General features: G+C 68.8%; 14 protein-coding genes. 4 read left to right on the forward strand and 10 right to left on the reverse strand.

The window, feature by feature from the left end:
* Nucleotides 1-92: 92 nt before the first annotated feature.
* The gene (gene helR, locus OIE51_RS15235) at nucleotides 93-2,240 is read left to right on the forward strand and encodes an RNA polymerase recycling motor ATPase HelR (RefSeq protein WP_326598219.1); all 2,148 of its coding nucleotides are present in this window, start codon (nucleotides 93-95) and stop codon (nucleotides 2,238-2,240) included.
* Between the two features lie 211 nt (nucleotides 2,241-2,451).
* Nucleotides 2,452-2,736: a hypothetical protein gene (locus OIE51_RS15240; RefSeq protein ID WP_326598220.1), complete on the forward strand. Its 285-nt coding sequence runs from the start codon at nucleotides 2,452-2,454 to the stop codon at nucleotides 2,734-2,736.
* Between the two features lie 82 nt (nucleotides 2,737-2,818).
* On the opposite strand, the gene OIE51_RS15245 is transcribed toward OIE51_RS15240, so the two are convergent.
* From OIE51_RS15245 to OIE51_RS15265, 5 genes are all read right to left on the reverse strand, one after another.
* The gene (locus tag OIE51_RS15245) at nucleotides 2,819-3,556 is read right to left on the reverse strand and encodes an alpha/beta fold hydrolase (RefSeq protein WP_326598221.1); all 738 of its coding nucleotides are present in this window, start codon (nucleotides 3,554-3,556) and stop codon (nucleotides 2,819-2,821) included.
* A 138-nt stretch (nucleotides 3,557-3,694) separates the two neighbouring features.
* Nucleotides 3,695-4,063, reverse strand: a complete 369-nt coding sequence (locus OIE51_RS15250; RefSeq protein WP_326598222.1) for a hypothetical protein — start codon at nucleotides 4,061-4,063, stop codon at nucleotides 3,695-3,697.
* A gap of 259 nt (nucleotides 4,064-4,322) precedes the next feature.
* Complete coding sequence (locus OIE51_RS15255) at nucleotides 4,323-4,721, reverse strand: hypothetical protein (RefSeq protein WP_326598223.1); 399 nt, start codon at nucleotides 4,719-4,721, stop codon at nucleotides 4,323-4,325.
* Between the two features lie 11 nt (nucleotides 4,722-4,732).
* A complete protein-coding gene (locus tag OIE51_RS15260) occupies nucleotides 4,733-5,155 on the reverse strand; it encodes a DUF4279 domain-containing protein (protein WP_326598224.1) in 423 nt (140 codons plus the stop codon).
* 19 nt (nucleotides 5,156-5,174) lie between these two features.
* Entirely contained in the window at nucleotides 5,175-5,843 is a 669-nt protein-coding gene (locus OIE51_RS15265; protein ID WP_326598225.1) for a putative adhesin, read from the reverse strand.
* A gap of 49 nt (nucleotides 5,844-5,892) precedes the next feature.
* On the opposite strand from OIE51_RS15265, the gene OIE51_RS15270 reads away from it, so the two are divergent.
* Entirely contained in the window at nucleotides 5,893-7,317 is a 1,425-nt protein-coding gene (locus OIE51_RS15270; RefSeq protein WP_326598226.1) for a recombinase family protein, read from the forward strand.
* A gap of 141 nt (nucleotides 7,318-7,458) precedes the next feature.
* Here the strand turns inward: OIE51_RS15270 and OIE51_RS15275 are convergent, their stop codons facing one another.
* The 4 genes from OIE51_RS15275 to OIE51_RS15285 form a co-directional block, all read right to left on the reverse strand.
* The gene (locus OIE51_RS15275; RefSeq protein WP_326598227.1) at nucleotides 7,459-8,850 is read right to left on the reverse strand and encodes a replication initiator; all 1,392 of its coding nucleotides are present in this window, start codon (nucleotides 8,848-8,850) and stop codon (nucleotides 7,459-7,461) included.
* A gap of 868 nt (nucleotides 8,851-9,718) precedes the next feature.
* Entirely contained in the window at nucleotides 9,719-10,177 is a 459-nt protein-coding gene (locus OIE51_RS26970; RefSeq protein ID WP_442811931.1) for a DUF7848 domain-containing protein, read from the reverse strand.
* Complete coding sequence (locus OIE51_RS15280; protein WP_326597113.1) at nucleotides 10,174-10,533, reverse strand: hypothetical protein; 360 nt, start codon at nucleotides 10,531-10,533, stop codon at nucleotides 10,174-10,176. The genes OIE51_RS26970 and OIE51_RS15280 overlap by 4 nt, the downstream gene beginning before the upstream one ends.
* Nucleotides 10,526-10,936 (reverse strand): hypothetical protein, encoded by a 411-nt coding sequence (locus OIE51_RS15285; protein WP_326597111.1) that lies wholly within the window; start codon nucleotides 10,934-10,936, stop codon nucleotides 10,526-10,528. Before OIE51_RS15285 ends, OIE51_RS15280 begins: the two co-directional genes overlap by 8 nt.
* Before the next feature lie 174 nt (nucleotides 10,937-11,110).
* Here OIE51_RS15285 and OIE51_RS15290 point away from each other — a divergent pair, with 174 nt between their 5' ends.
* Nucleotides 11,111-11,872 carry a helix-turn-helix domain-containing protein gene (locus tag OIE51_RS15290; RefSeq protein ID WP_326597110.1) on the forward strand — a complete coding sequence of 254 codons (762 nt, stop codon included), beginning with the start codon at nucleotides 11,111-11,113 and terminating at the stop codon, nucleotides 11,870-11,872.
* Here OIE51_RS15290 and OIE51_RS15295 read toward each other — a convergent pair.
* Nucleotides 11,822-13,021, reverse strand: a complete 1,200-nt coding sequence (locus OIE51_RS15295) for a WXG100 family type VII secretion target (RefSeq protein WP_326598228.1) — start codon at nucleotides 13,019-13,021, stop codon at nucleotides 11,822-11,824. The two genes, OIE51_RS15290 and OIE51_RS15295, sit on opposite strands and share 51 nt — an antisense overlap.
* Nucleotides 13,022-13,190: the final 169 nt, after the last annotated feature.

A 13,190-nucleotide genomic window follows, 5' to 3' on the forward strand; every position in this document is an offset into this window, starting at 1 on the left:
ACTCGTGCGACGGTTGCGAGCACTCGGCGCCGAAGTGCGGGTGTGCGCGCCGCCGGACTGCGCGACAGCGACCCCGGAACGGAGCTGGTGACATGAACCCCCTGACGTCCAGCGCGTTCGACCTTCCCGTCCAGCTCTCCCCCAAGGCCGACCCGACGCTGATCGCCGACGACGAGCGGCACTTCGCGGCCATCGCGGAGAGCCTTGAGCAGGCGATCGCCGAGCTGTCCGACCGCCTCGATGCCGAGCGCAAGGCGCCCGGCGGCCTTGGCCGGGAGGCGATGGAGCGGGACATGGAGATCCACCGGCTGACCGGTCGGCTGCGCGCCTTGCGTCGCTTCGGTCTGGACCTGTGCCTGGGACACATCGTCAGCGCGGACCACCCCGAGCCCATGTACATCGGACGACTCGGCCTCACCGACAGCGCGGGTCGTCGGCTGCTGATCGACTGGCGCTCCCCCGCGGCTGAGCCGTTCTTCGCGGCGACCCACGCCAACCCGATGGGTCTGGCAAGCCGCCGCAGGTATCGCTGGACCCGCGGCCGGATCAGCGACTACTGGGACGAGGTGTTCACCGCTGACGGGCTTGAAGGACACGCCGCGCTCGACGACCAGTCCGCCTTCATCGCCAGCCTGGGCAGCAACCGTTCGACCCGGATGCGAGACGTGCTCGCCACCATCCAGGCCGACCAGGACGCCATCATCCGGGCGGGATCCCGCGGCGCTCTCGTCGTCGACGGCGGTCCGGGCACCGGGAAGACCGTCGTCGCTCTGCACCGCTCCGCCTACCTCCTCTACTCCGACCCTCGCCTCGGTCACCGACGGGGCGGCGTGCTGTTCGTCGGTCCGCACCAGCCCTACCTGGCCTACGTCGCCGACATCCTCCCCAGCCTCGGAGAGGAGGGCGTGCAGACCTGCACCCTGCGGGACCTCGTCCCCGAAGGAGCCGGAGCAACGATCGAGACCGACCCGAACGTGGCCCTCCTGAAGTCGTCCTCGAACATGGTGAAGGCGATCGAGACGGCCGTCAGGTTCTACGAAGAGCCGCCCACCGAGGGGATGACGGTCACGACCCCCTGGTCCGACATCTGGCTGAGCGCCGACGATTGGGCCGAGGCGTTCGAAGCACCGGGACCAGGTACTCCGCACAACGAAGCGCGCGACCAGATCTGGGAGGAGCTGCTCACGATCCTGATGGATAAGTACGACGGCGAGGTCTCGCCCGACCTGTTCCGGAGGTCGCTGCTGCACGACAGTGAGCTGATCGGGACCCTCCACCGCGCGTGGCCGCTGCTCGAAGCGGCTGACCTCGTCGGAGACCTGTGGTCGGTACCCGCCTACCTGCGGATGTGCGCTCCCTGGCTCAGCCCCGAAGACGTTCGGAAGCTGCGGCGCGAGGACGCCCAGGCATGGACGGTGTCCGACCTGCCGCTCCTGGACGCGGCACGGCAGCGGCTCGGCGACCCGGAGGCGTCACGACGCAAGCGCCGGCACGACGCCTCTGTCGCCGCCGAACGCGAGCGCATGGCCGGCGTCATCGACGATCTGCTCGACGCCGATGACGACGGTGAAGGCGCGGTGACGATGTTGCGCGGACAGGACCTACGGGACAGCCTGGTCGACGAGACCGCACTGCCCGGCACCGAACCGGACCTGCTCGCCGGCCCGTTCGCGCACATCGTCGTGGACGAGGCTCAAGAACTGACCGACGCGGAATGGCAGATGCTGCTGCTCCGCTGCCCGTCCCGGAGCTTCACCATCGTCGGGGACCGCGCCCAGGCCAGGCACGGGTTCACGGAGTCGTGGCAGGAACGGCTCCAGCGGATCGGGCTCAACCGGATCAACGTGGCCTCCCTGAGCATCAACTACCGGACGCCGGAAGAGGTCATGGCGGAAGCCGAGTTGGTCATCCGAGCCGTGCTCCCGGACGCCAATGTGCCGACCTCCGTCCGCGGCGGCGACATCCCCGTCGTACACGGATCCGTCTCGGATCTGGACTCGATCCTCGACACCTGGCTCGTTGCGCATGCCGACGGGATCGCCTGCGTCATCGGCGATCCCACGTTCCGGCCGACCTCCCGCGTCCGGTCGCTGACCCCGGAGCTGTCGAAGGGGCTCGAATTCGACCTGGTCGTCCTCATCGACCCGGAGGCGTTCGGCGGGGGGATCGAAGGCGCGGTCGACCGCTATGTCGCGATGACCCGGGCGACCCAGCGACTCGTCATCCTCACGAGCTCCTGACGAAACGTCCAGGACAACGTGAGCGCCGCCCGCCGATCACGAGGACCGCCGCCGAAGGAGTCTGCCGGGGCTTCGCGATCCGCGCCGGGCCGAATCAGGCGCCGATGACGATCCGGGTATCGGGCGAGAGCTGGACAGTGCTGAGAGCGGTCGGTGCGACGGCGGCGTGGTAGCCGGTGGAACTCCGCCTCGGCGGCGAGCGGACGCGGCCGTGGGACTCACGGAACGGCAGGCGCGCGACCAGCGTTCGCGGGTGCGCACCAGCCTGCTGCCGATTGCCGCCGCCACGCGCGGCTGGATGCACGGACCGGGTAACGAGGGGTTCATCAAGCTGGTCGAGGACGCCGACCGGGGGTGCAGATCATGTGCCGGAGGCGCTGTACGGGCTGACCGTCGCCGTCCACGCGGAGGTGCCCGTCAAGCGCCTCCGGCACATGATCTGCACTACCCCACCTTCCACCGGGCCGTGGGGGCCGCCCTGGACGCCCTGGGCTGACCGCTCCGCCCCGCGACCACGACGTGCGAACGCGGCCCCGCGGACGAGACGCGCTCGTCCGCGGGGCCGGTGTGCCGCCGGGTCAGCTCGTCGCGCGTACCGCGTCGAGGATCAGGCCGGCGACCTGCTTCGGCCGGGAGATGGCGACGGCGTGCGAGGCGCCGTCGACTTCGAGGACGGTGGCCCCGGCCCGCTCCGCGCCGAAGCGCTGCACCTCGGGGTCGATCCCCCGGTCCGCTCCGGCCACGAGCGCCCAGGAAGGCTTGGTCCGCCACGCGGCAGCGGCGGCCGGCTCGGTGAAGGCCTCGGCGGCGAGCGGGCGCTGGGCCACCGCCAGCACCTCGGTGACGTCCGCGGGCACATCGGCGGCGAAGATCGAGGGGAAGGCGTCCTGGGCGATGGTCACCTCGACGGCGGGGTCGGCACCGGCGACGGGGTACGTCCACTGCTTCAGGCTGCTCACCAGCGGGGAGTCAGGGAAGCGGCCCTGCAACTCGCCGAGGCTCTCGCCCTTTTCGAGGACGTAGGCCGCGACGTAGACGAGGCCGACGACGTTGTCCGTGATGCCGGCGACGGTGATGAGCGCGCCGCCGTAGGAGTGCCCGACCAGCACGACGGGCCCGTCGATCTGGGCGACCACGGAGGCGAGGTACGCGGCGTCGGACGCCAGTCCGCGCAGCGGGTTCGCCGGAGCCACCACGGCAACGCCGTGGCTCCGCAGCTCGGCGATGACCCCCGTCCAGCTCGCCGCGTCGGCGAAGGCGCCATGGACGAGGACGACGGTGGGGGTGGCGGCGGAAGGGGCGGCGGAGGTCGTCATGACGGGGTTCTCCTCGGTGTCAGGCGGTGTACGGGGCGGCGCGTCGACGCACCAGCGAAGAACGCTCCGGCGCCGCCGCACGCCACGCTATGACCGCGCGGCGGAGGTGCGTTGAGGGCGAGCGCACGGAAGCTGTCCTCACCGAGCACGGTGCGCGCGGGCGATCGATTCCGGTGACGGGTCCGGGGCAGGGTCCGGGTCCGTCAGATGCTCTTCGCTGAACGTCCGGATCCGTGCCAGCGTCTCAGTGCCGGCCGTCGGCGCGTCCGCCGTCTTCTCGGCCGTCTCCTCTTCCGTCTCCGCGTGACAAAGCTCCATGACGGGGACGGCGAGGAGATCCACGACACGGGGGGCGAGCCGGTCACCGATCCCCGGCCGGTGGAACTCCGCCTCGGCGGCGAGCGCGGACAGCAGGTCCGACACCAGCGCGCCCGTGCCAGCACTTGACCACGCCACCGCCGCGCGGGATCTCGGCCCCGACCCGCACCTGATGTCCAGCAACGTCATCCACCTGCCGTCCATCCCCCCCGGCGGCACGCGCACCATCCGCGTCCCGGGCCTCCCCGATGAACGGCCCGCCGGACGGTTATGTGGTTGGCGATCCGGCGCACGGTGCGGTCCTGCGGGCGGAGCCAGCCGAACCGCGGCCCGGCAGGCGGGCCGGGGTGGTCCGGGGCGCGTGCCACGGGGCTCTGGTACGCGTGTCGATCGGGGAAGGGTGGCTCAACGCCTGCAGCCACATCCGACCTCGGGCTGGCGGGAGAAGTCAGCTCTCTTCGGGTTGGGGAGGCCCGCCCAGTGAGGAGAGGAAGTCTTCGGTTTCTGTGGAGACGTTGGCTTGTGTGGTGAAGGACAGAGGCAGCGCGAGCTCAGCTGCTTGTGCCAGCACGCCGGCGGGGACCGTGAGGCGGGCACCGGATTCCACCCAGCCTTTGATGTCGATCCGGACCTGGTAGCCTTCCGCGCGCAGGGCGGTCAGTTCGCTCGCGAGGGGCGTCACCTTGGGAAGAAGCTCATCGAAGATTCCCTCAAGGTCGTCCCCGGTGGCGGACAGCGAGTCGATGTCCGTGCCCAGCCGTTCGCCGAGGGAAGCCGGATCCAGGGCGCTTTTGGTGATCTCCAGTGCCGCGCTGAGCGACTGCCACTGCATTTGGTTGCTCTCCATGGCCGCTGCTCCTAACGCTCGCTGGTGCTGATGCCGACTTCCAGGGGAATACCGAGCGAGGCGATACGCGCGGTCGCTTCGGATGACAACTCGACCACTGAACCGTCGCCTACGAAGCCGAAGAGCGTAAGCGTCACGTTGTAACCCTCATCGACGAGGGCGCGCAGCTCGTCGGCCTTGGCCGTGAAGGCGTCCAGGACCTCGTCCACCTGCTCTGGCAGGCTCTTGCGTGTCTCGTGACACTCGAAGAGCCACAGCCCGGCCTCGTCCCCGCCCGGTCGCCAGCGATCCGGCCCCGGCATACGGGTCCCCGTGGGGGTCACGCCGAGACGTTCGGTGACGGCCTGCGGCTCCAAGTCGTCCTTGCGTACGACGAGGGCGGCATTCGTTCCCACCCAGGCGTTTTTCGCGAGCGTGTAAGTCCCGTCGATCACAGCGGAATCCTAACGTGTGTCACTTCAGCTCCCGGCAGGCCGCCCAGTGGACGTCTCCCATGTTCGAGCTGAGCAGGTCACTCAGCCTTGTGCGGTCGGCGACCGTGGTCGAACTCTCGAACACACTGAAACCTCCCGATGGGCTCTGCGGCGCGGCGAGGGTGTAATTGGGAATGACGTCACCGCTGCGGAACACCTCCACCGCATTACCCGGATAGACGCCACCCTCCACCGCCACTCCGTCGAGCCCGTGCAGGGCTTCGCCGTGATCGGCGTAGAACGCGATCGACGTGCCCTCGGGCACGACGAAATCACCCGCTCCGCGCTCCAGAAATCCGTGACCTGCGAAAACAGTCTGCCCGTCCGGGCGGCCTCCCTCGAAAACGCGAGTGGCGTAGTAATGGCCTTGGTCGGAAGTGAACGTCCGGCGCGACAGCTGCGGATTGAGGTTGCGGAGTGCGCTCATCACGCCATCCGTCAGCGGCCTACTGTTGCCGAGACCGCGCATGGCCCCGGCGACGTTGAGCATGCCGCCGTCGAAGCCACGGGCGATCGTGGTCATGCCGCGAGTGGCCAGACCCCGGGCGGAGTTGGCCAGACGCCCGAGGTTGCCCGTGACGTTTCTGAGCAAGCCGGGTACGCTCCGCGCCATCGCGAGCAGGCCGCCGGCGGTGGTGAGGCCCTTCATACCGGGAATGCAGTCGAGGGCTGCCTATCTGCGGCCGTACAGTATTTATATGAGGGAAATTCAGAATGAAGAAGCCGCGATTTACTGCCGCATCTCGAAGGCCGACGACGAGGACCAGACAGGCGTGGACAGGCAGGAAGAACTCTGCCGTGAAGTCGCCCAGCGGCTCGGCTTGCGTGTCATGGGCGTATTCAAGGACAACAACCGTTCCGCGTGGCAGCGGAACCGTAAGCGACCGCGCTGGGAAAAGCTCCTTGCCGACATGACGGAGGGAAAATACCTGCACGTGATCGTGTATCACCCCGACCGGCTGATGAGGCAGCCGCGCGACCTCGAAGAGTTGCTGTCCGTGGCGGACAACCAGCACGTCACGTTACACGGCCAGGCCAACCGGCGGGACCTGTCAGACCCCGATGACCGGTTCATCCTGCGTATCGAGGTGGCCCACGCCTGCCGTTCCTCGGATGACACCTCCCGCCGTGTGAAGGACGCCTACGCCGAGCGCCGCCGCGCGGGAAAGCCCCACACGGGCAGGCGCCAGTACGGATACGAACGCGACGGAATGACCATTGTGGAGCACGAGGCGGAGATCATCCGAGAGATATTCCGGCTGTATCTCGACGGGAAGACCGCTGTGGCGATATCCCGGATACTCCACGAGCGGGGCGAGACCACCGCCGAGGGGAAGGACTGGCAGCCGTCCACCGTGCGGAACATGCTGGATTCCCGCCGTCTCGCGGGCATCATCAGCCAGCCCGGCGAGCCGATCCGCATGGGAGCATGGCCCGCCATCGTGGATACCGGTGTGTGGCAGGAGGCCCAGGAGAAGCGCGCCCACCGGGGACGGCAGGAGAAGCAGCGCTGCGCCCAGAGGTACTTCTACACCCTGCGCGGAATCGTCACGTGCACCTGTGGTTCCCGCATGGGAGGCAGCAGCAGCACCCGGAACACGCACATCTACCGGTGCGCCCGCTCCCAGCGCAATGGAACCCAGCGCTGCCCCGTCACCATCTCCGCCGAAGCACTGGAACGGCTCATGCGGGATCTTGCGATCAAGGTCCTGGAAGGGCTGGACGTCTCCGGCCGTCCGATGTCCGTCATGCCCGTGTCCCAGGTGGACGCCGACGCCGACGCGGCCGATCAGCGGCAGCTCACCGAGCTGGATGAGATGTGGACCGCGAAGGAGATCAGCACCCCGGAGTACCGGGCGATGCGCCGCAGGATCAGCGACCGTATCAAGGCCCGCCAGCGCGTGACGATCACCCGCCCCGTCGTCGTCCTGGAGGGCATCACCGGCCCCAACGCCCGCGCCGCGTGGCGAGCCCTCGAACAGGCCGGGGACTACGAGCGGATCAACGCCATCTACCAGCACCTCTTTGCGGCCGTCATCGTCAAGCCCCGCACCCGCAGGGGCCGGGGACTCGACCTGAAGCGGATCGACGTGGAGCCCAACAACATGCATCTCGCCGCCTAACCGTCCGACCCACGGCCGAGGAGCCGCGCGAGCTGCTCCGCGCTCCTCGGCCCCAGACGCTTCACGAACCGTGCCGCCTGCCAGTCCAGCCACTCTTCCCGCGTCTCCGGCGCAGGCTCTTCGTCCCCGTGCTCCTGTTGCTCACTCATGGCCGGGGCGCCCCGCCCGCCCACCCGCGCACGGGTCCGCGTCTCTGGCCGCCGCCCTGTTCGTAACCGCATCAAGCGCTATACCCCGCGCCAGTTCCCTTTCCGCCAGAGAGTGCCCGGCCGTCACGTACCGGATATCCGATACCACGGCCACGGCTCCGCCCCTGACCTCTCCACTCCCTCCCCCTTCCTTTCCCGCGTCCACGACGAACGCCCGTCTTTCCTCTCTCAACTCCTTATACGTAGTCGAATACCTTCGGGACTTCGTCAGCACATGCCCCCGGTACCCGAGCGTGTGCGCCCAGTGCCGCAGCCGCAGCCCGGCCAGCTCCGGTATCCCGCCCAGCCGCCAGCAGGCTGCCATCAGCGCCCGCACATGCCCGCTCACCCGCCGCGCCCGGATATCCGCCAGGCTCCCCACCCGGAAATCCGTGCCACCGCTATCCGACACGCTCTTGCTCGTGTACTTCGCGACATACGCCGCCACGGCGTTCTCGTCCACCGGTGACGCGCTGACCGCGCGTATCGGGTGAATATCGAGCTGCCGCCCCCAGCGAACCGTGAATTCGCCAACGCCGGGCACGTACGGAGTCGAAACCTTCATCGCGCCTACGGCGGTGCGGACCGCCGCCGCAAGTACGGTTTCCGTCGCCCAGCCGGGCGGATCATCTTCCGGCCCCTGCGGGCCGTCGAGCCGTAACACCGCATGAACATGCACAGCACCTCGCTTCTGATACTCAGCCACTTTCGCGAATGACACCCGCAACACATCGCCCAGCCCCGACCGGGAAATACCCGCAAGCGCCGCGAGCTGCCGACGCACGGCCCGCATCGTGCGCGACCACAGCTCCCCGGCATGCGCGTGCCACAGCACGTGAGCCGTGTAGTCGTAACACCGCCCGCACAACGGCGTGCCCACCACCCCCGCGCCATCCCGATGCGTCTGGCCACAGCCGCGCGGACGCCCGTGCTCACACGACGCCCGCCCCAGCCCGTGACACCGGCCCGCACGGTGCACGGGCCCGAAGCCGGGAGCCGTCAGCGTCACGAACAGCCTCGGATGACCGCCGACACCAGCGCTCACCCCTTTGCCACCAGCCAGGCCCGCCCGCACCACCTGATAGGTATCGCCCGCATGCCGGTAGGCACACGGCTCACACACCACCGACCGCCGGTTGCCGCACCGCAGCGCCAGCCGCCCCCCGGGCTCACCGGCCGTGTCCACGTGCGACAGCACTTCCCCCGTCGCCCCGTCCACCACACTCTTGCGGCCCGCCACATACACCGGGTGCTCACACCCACCCGTCGCCCGGATCTGAGCCAGCCACCCCTCAAAACCCGGATCAGCGACCAGCCGCAGCAGATCCCGCTCCGTCCAACTCACAGCGCCCCGCATGGTGGAGCCCTCGCAGAACCCGAAGACGCAGACACGACGACCACTCCTCACCACACCCCGGCACAGAACCGGGGCCATGACCACGAACCGTCACGGCCGGCGCGCCCCCACCATCACCACCCGCAACCACCGCCACCGCCACCGGGCGGACCACCACCCGCACAGCAGCCACCTACCACAATGCGCCGCCATAACCGGCCAAACAACCGAATTCCCGACCAGCCACCCGGCACCAGCCAACCAGCCCACCAAGGCCAACGGACCGCGCCCACAGGGTCATCACTCAGCCATCCCCGGCCCGGTGTCCGCTCACCGCCGCGCCCCTCAGGCGACCGGCCACCCCGCCACCAACCCGGCCACCGACAGCCGCCAATCCGGGCGGTCCAAAGTTTCTTCACTTACTCAAGGGCGCGTCCACCGACGCGCCGGGCGGCCCCCGTGCCGCCCTCGGCCGGGCATGCGGACCTTCGGCCGTTCCCGGCCGAACGGCCCCGGGCCACCCCACACCGACGCGCCCACCCCCGTGAGCACCAGGACCAGCCACCCACGACGATCCAGCCGGACCAACCGCCACGGCCGACCCACACCCGGGCCACGCTCCCGCTCCCCGCCGACACGCCCCTGCTCAACCCCGGCACGGACACACAAAAAAGGCCCCGTCCATCCGGCGAGAGGAATGAAGCCCGGATGGACGGAGCCATGATGATGTCCTCACCGCGCAGCACGCGACACCCCAGTCAAGGGGCGGACCGGGGCGGGAGCACCCAAGCGCGTCCGCTCAGGCCGTGACACCTCTGCCACTACTCGGGGCTTGTCCGGTCGGGAACACCACCAGCCCACACGGCCACGAGGGCCGTCAACCTCCAGTCGGCCGTGTAGGAGCAGAAGAAGCAGACGACCGGCCACGGCCCGCGCCGATACCGGACGACAGTCCCGGCAGCAACCGCGCCGACACCGCCACCACCCAGCCGATCGTTGATCGCGCGAATCGCACCATCAGCCGCCGCAGACCCCCGCGCGGCCGGGCATGAGCCCGAGGCAGCCGCTCACGCACAGGACGCCCCGCACCGCCAGCCGGGACCACCGGGTCAACCCGCCAGTGCCGCTGCGACGTCACCAGGAACTGACCGTGATCTAACCCAAGCCGCAGCGCATGATCCAGCGCCCACATCCCCACCGGCTTGGAATCGTCGTCCACCAGCGGCGACGCCTCACCACACCACAGGCACTCAGCGCCGTAGATACCATCCGGCGCACCCTCCGCCCGCTCAGCACTCAGCACCCACTCAGCACCCCGGATCACCGCATGGCTCACGACAGCTCACCATCCGCAAGCCGCCCGCCCCGACTCTCCGCCACCCGCAACACAGTGCACAGGCACCGAGCGAGCTGCTTCGCCGCAAACCGCAGATCCTCCGCCGACGCCGCCGGATCATCCAGCTTCGGCCGGAAGTAACCCAGCACCTCGGCACCCGCCGCAAGCTGGACGGCCTCCGTCTGGTCGGCCAAAGACGCCAGCTCCCCGCCCTCACCCTCGGGTGAGAGATAGCAGGGACCGCCGTCCTCACCCGGCCACGGCAACAACCGCGCTCGGTTCGTCATGTCCCGTAGCTGTCCGAGGTGCGGACATGACTGCTGTTCAAAGCTGTCAGATGGCTGCATATCAGCCATGCCGCACTCCCGGCATGCCGATCACGGTCAGGGCGGAGCGCAGCGGCTCGGGATCGGTCAGGCAGTCGCCCACCGGGGCAAGCAGCCAGCGCGGCAGCGGCGCCGCCGTACTGTTCGCGGGCGGAACAGCGATGTGGCTGCCGATGCCCAGCACGGCCATGGCGGGAAGGTTCCAGTCGTCACCCAAGCCCGGCCCGATGAGCCAGAACCAGTTCACCGGCCCCTGAATCACAGGACCGGAAGCCCGGTTGAGCCGGGCCAGGACGAACGGCCCGTTCCGCTGCGGCACCCGCACCGCATCGAACCACTTCCCGCACGGCACCGCCTGCGTACCCTCCTCAGCCGAGGGCAGCCACTCGGGTGGCTCTGCGGCTGCGTGGTCCTTGCCGTTACTGTGATCCATGTCGGCGCTCCTTGTGGCGTTGGCCATTCCCCGGGCCGTCCCACCGGCTGCGGGGTCCACTTAGCGTGGCGGCTCGACTGCGGTAAGCGCGACGTCGTTCAAGGCGTCATTCCGGCGACATCAATGACGTCATTCCGGTGACATTTCTCCCACTAGGCGTCTACTGTGCCTTCCATGAGCGCAACACCCAACTCCTCACTCAGGGCCGTCCGCATGGGCCTGCTCATGAGTCAAGACGACTTCGCCAAGGCACTACGCGAGGCAGGCATCCCCGGAGCCTCCAAGCGCCTCGTGCAACGCTGGGAAGCGGGGACGACGTGCAACCCCCGCCCGGTCCACGCCCGCGCGCTGGAGCAAGTGACCGGTATCCCCATCGAAGCCCTCGGCTTCACAACCCCCGTCCCACTGGCCCGGGTAACCGACGACGAACACGGAGGACACGACGTCGAGACATCACCAGACGGCATCCCCGCCGCCACGCCACCAACCCCGGTAGCACAGCCCTCCGCCGCACCGCGCACCCACACCAACTACTCCGGCATCTGGCTCTCTCGCTACGAATACTTCAGCTCCGGACGCGACGAGAAGCACACCGGATTGCACCACGTGGTGATCCTCCAGCACGGCGACAAACTGACGGTCCGCAGCCTTCCCGGCTCCTCCGACTCCTCCCTGACGATCGACCTGCAAGTCGACGGCAAGGTCGCGACCGGCACTTGGTCAGAGCAGACCGCCACCGACGGCTACTACCAGGGCGCCCGCTACCACGGCGCCATACAGCTCGTGATTGAGCTGACCGATCGGAGGATGTCCGGCAAGTGGGTCGGCTTCGGCAAGGAATTCGACATCAACACCGGACCGTGGGAACTCGTCTTCCAGGACGCTTCAACTTCCAAGGTGGCGATGCAGAAGTACAACCGACCTCCCGCGGACTGACTCCTCCCGACACAACAAGCAGGAACGGAAAGGGCGTGCCGGGGCGGGCGGCCTCCGAGACTTTAGGCAGCCACCGGGGGGCGAGCCTCGAAGAGCGGGGGGCCCATCGGGCACAACACCGGGCAGGCCAAGGCTGCCCGATCCGCTGGCAAGCGTACGGCCCCCCGCTCTCTCGCCCCCCGGCAGCTCCCGCCCAAAGTCTCTCCGGCCACCCGCGTGACCACGCGCACGCCGATCCACCACACGGCCGCACCCCCTCTGACCAGCAGCGGAATCACTGTACGAAGAGGCATTGACAGCTGCGAAGGCTACGTCAAGCAACGTTGCCTGACCTCTGGCGTACTTCACGAGGGTGTCGGCGAGAACGATGAGGGCGGCGGCCAGGACCACCCAGGCCAGGGGGCCGCCGATGATCATCACGACGATGCCAAGGACGGCCACGACGAGTTTGCAGGCTTCGACGAGGGTGTCCCAGTTGTCGCGGGCCCAGTCGACGGCGCGTTCCCACCAACTGCGGTTGTGGATTCCGGCGTCCGAGGCTTCGTCGATCTCCCGGGTGCAGGTGCGGGCTGCCTCTTCCCGCATCTCCCGTGCCTGCGCGGCCAAGTCACGCGCGGCTGACAGGTGCTCCTCCGCGTCCGTGACCCGGTTCTCGGCCGCGGTGGCAGCAGCTTGGGCGGCCTGCTGATCGCGGACCGCGCCACGCACCTCCGACTCCGAGGGCGGCTCTGGACCATCCCGGGCCTGCTCGTACTGGAGGCGTTCGGCTTCCTCGCCCGCACGGAAGAGCCAGTCCTGCGCACCGCCCAACTCGACCTGGGCTCCGGTGAGATCGGCCTGCGCAGCGATCGCCCGCTCCAGCGCCCGGTCCGCCATCCCCTGTGCCGTCTGGAGCTTGGGCCAGTACGTGGCCAACGCATCGGCCGCCATGTCGTACGACGTCTGCAACTTGGTCAGGTTGCTTGGAACGTCATCGAACTCCGAACGAAACGCCTCCGCTGACAGGCCGGCCCAGTCCAGCACGGCACGGTCGGAGGCCATTCCGCGGATCTTGCCGAGGGCCTCCCCCACATCGTCCGCGAAGGTCTGTAATTCTTCGGCCAGTTCGCGAACCTGTTCCGGATCACCCGGCGTCGGGTCAGACTCCATGCCGACCGGGCTCCAGTCAGACGGCCGCGCCATCCCCACCCCCATGCGTGGTCAGCCGACTACGGGGACGACGCTAGCGACCTACCGGCCCCATCTCAACCACGCGGCGGCGTTGTGTTGACGTTGGCCACTTCGATTCTGCGCCGGAGGTGCTCGAAGACATGAAGGT

The sequence above is a fragment of the Streptomyces sp. NBC_01803 genome (assembly GCF_035917415.1).
Classification (GTDB): domain Bacteria; phylum Actinomycetota; class Actinomycetes; order Streptomycetales; family Streptomycetaceae; genus Streptomyces.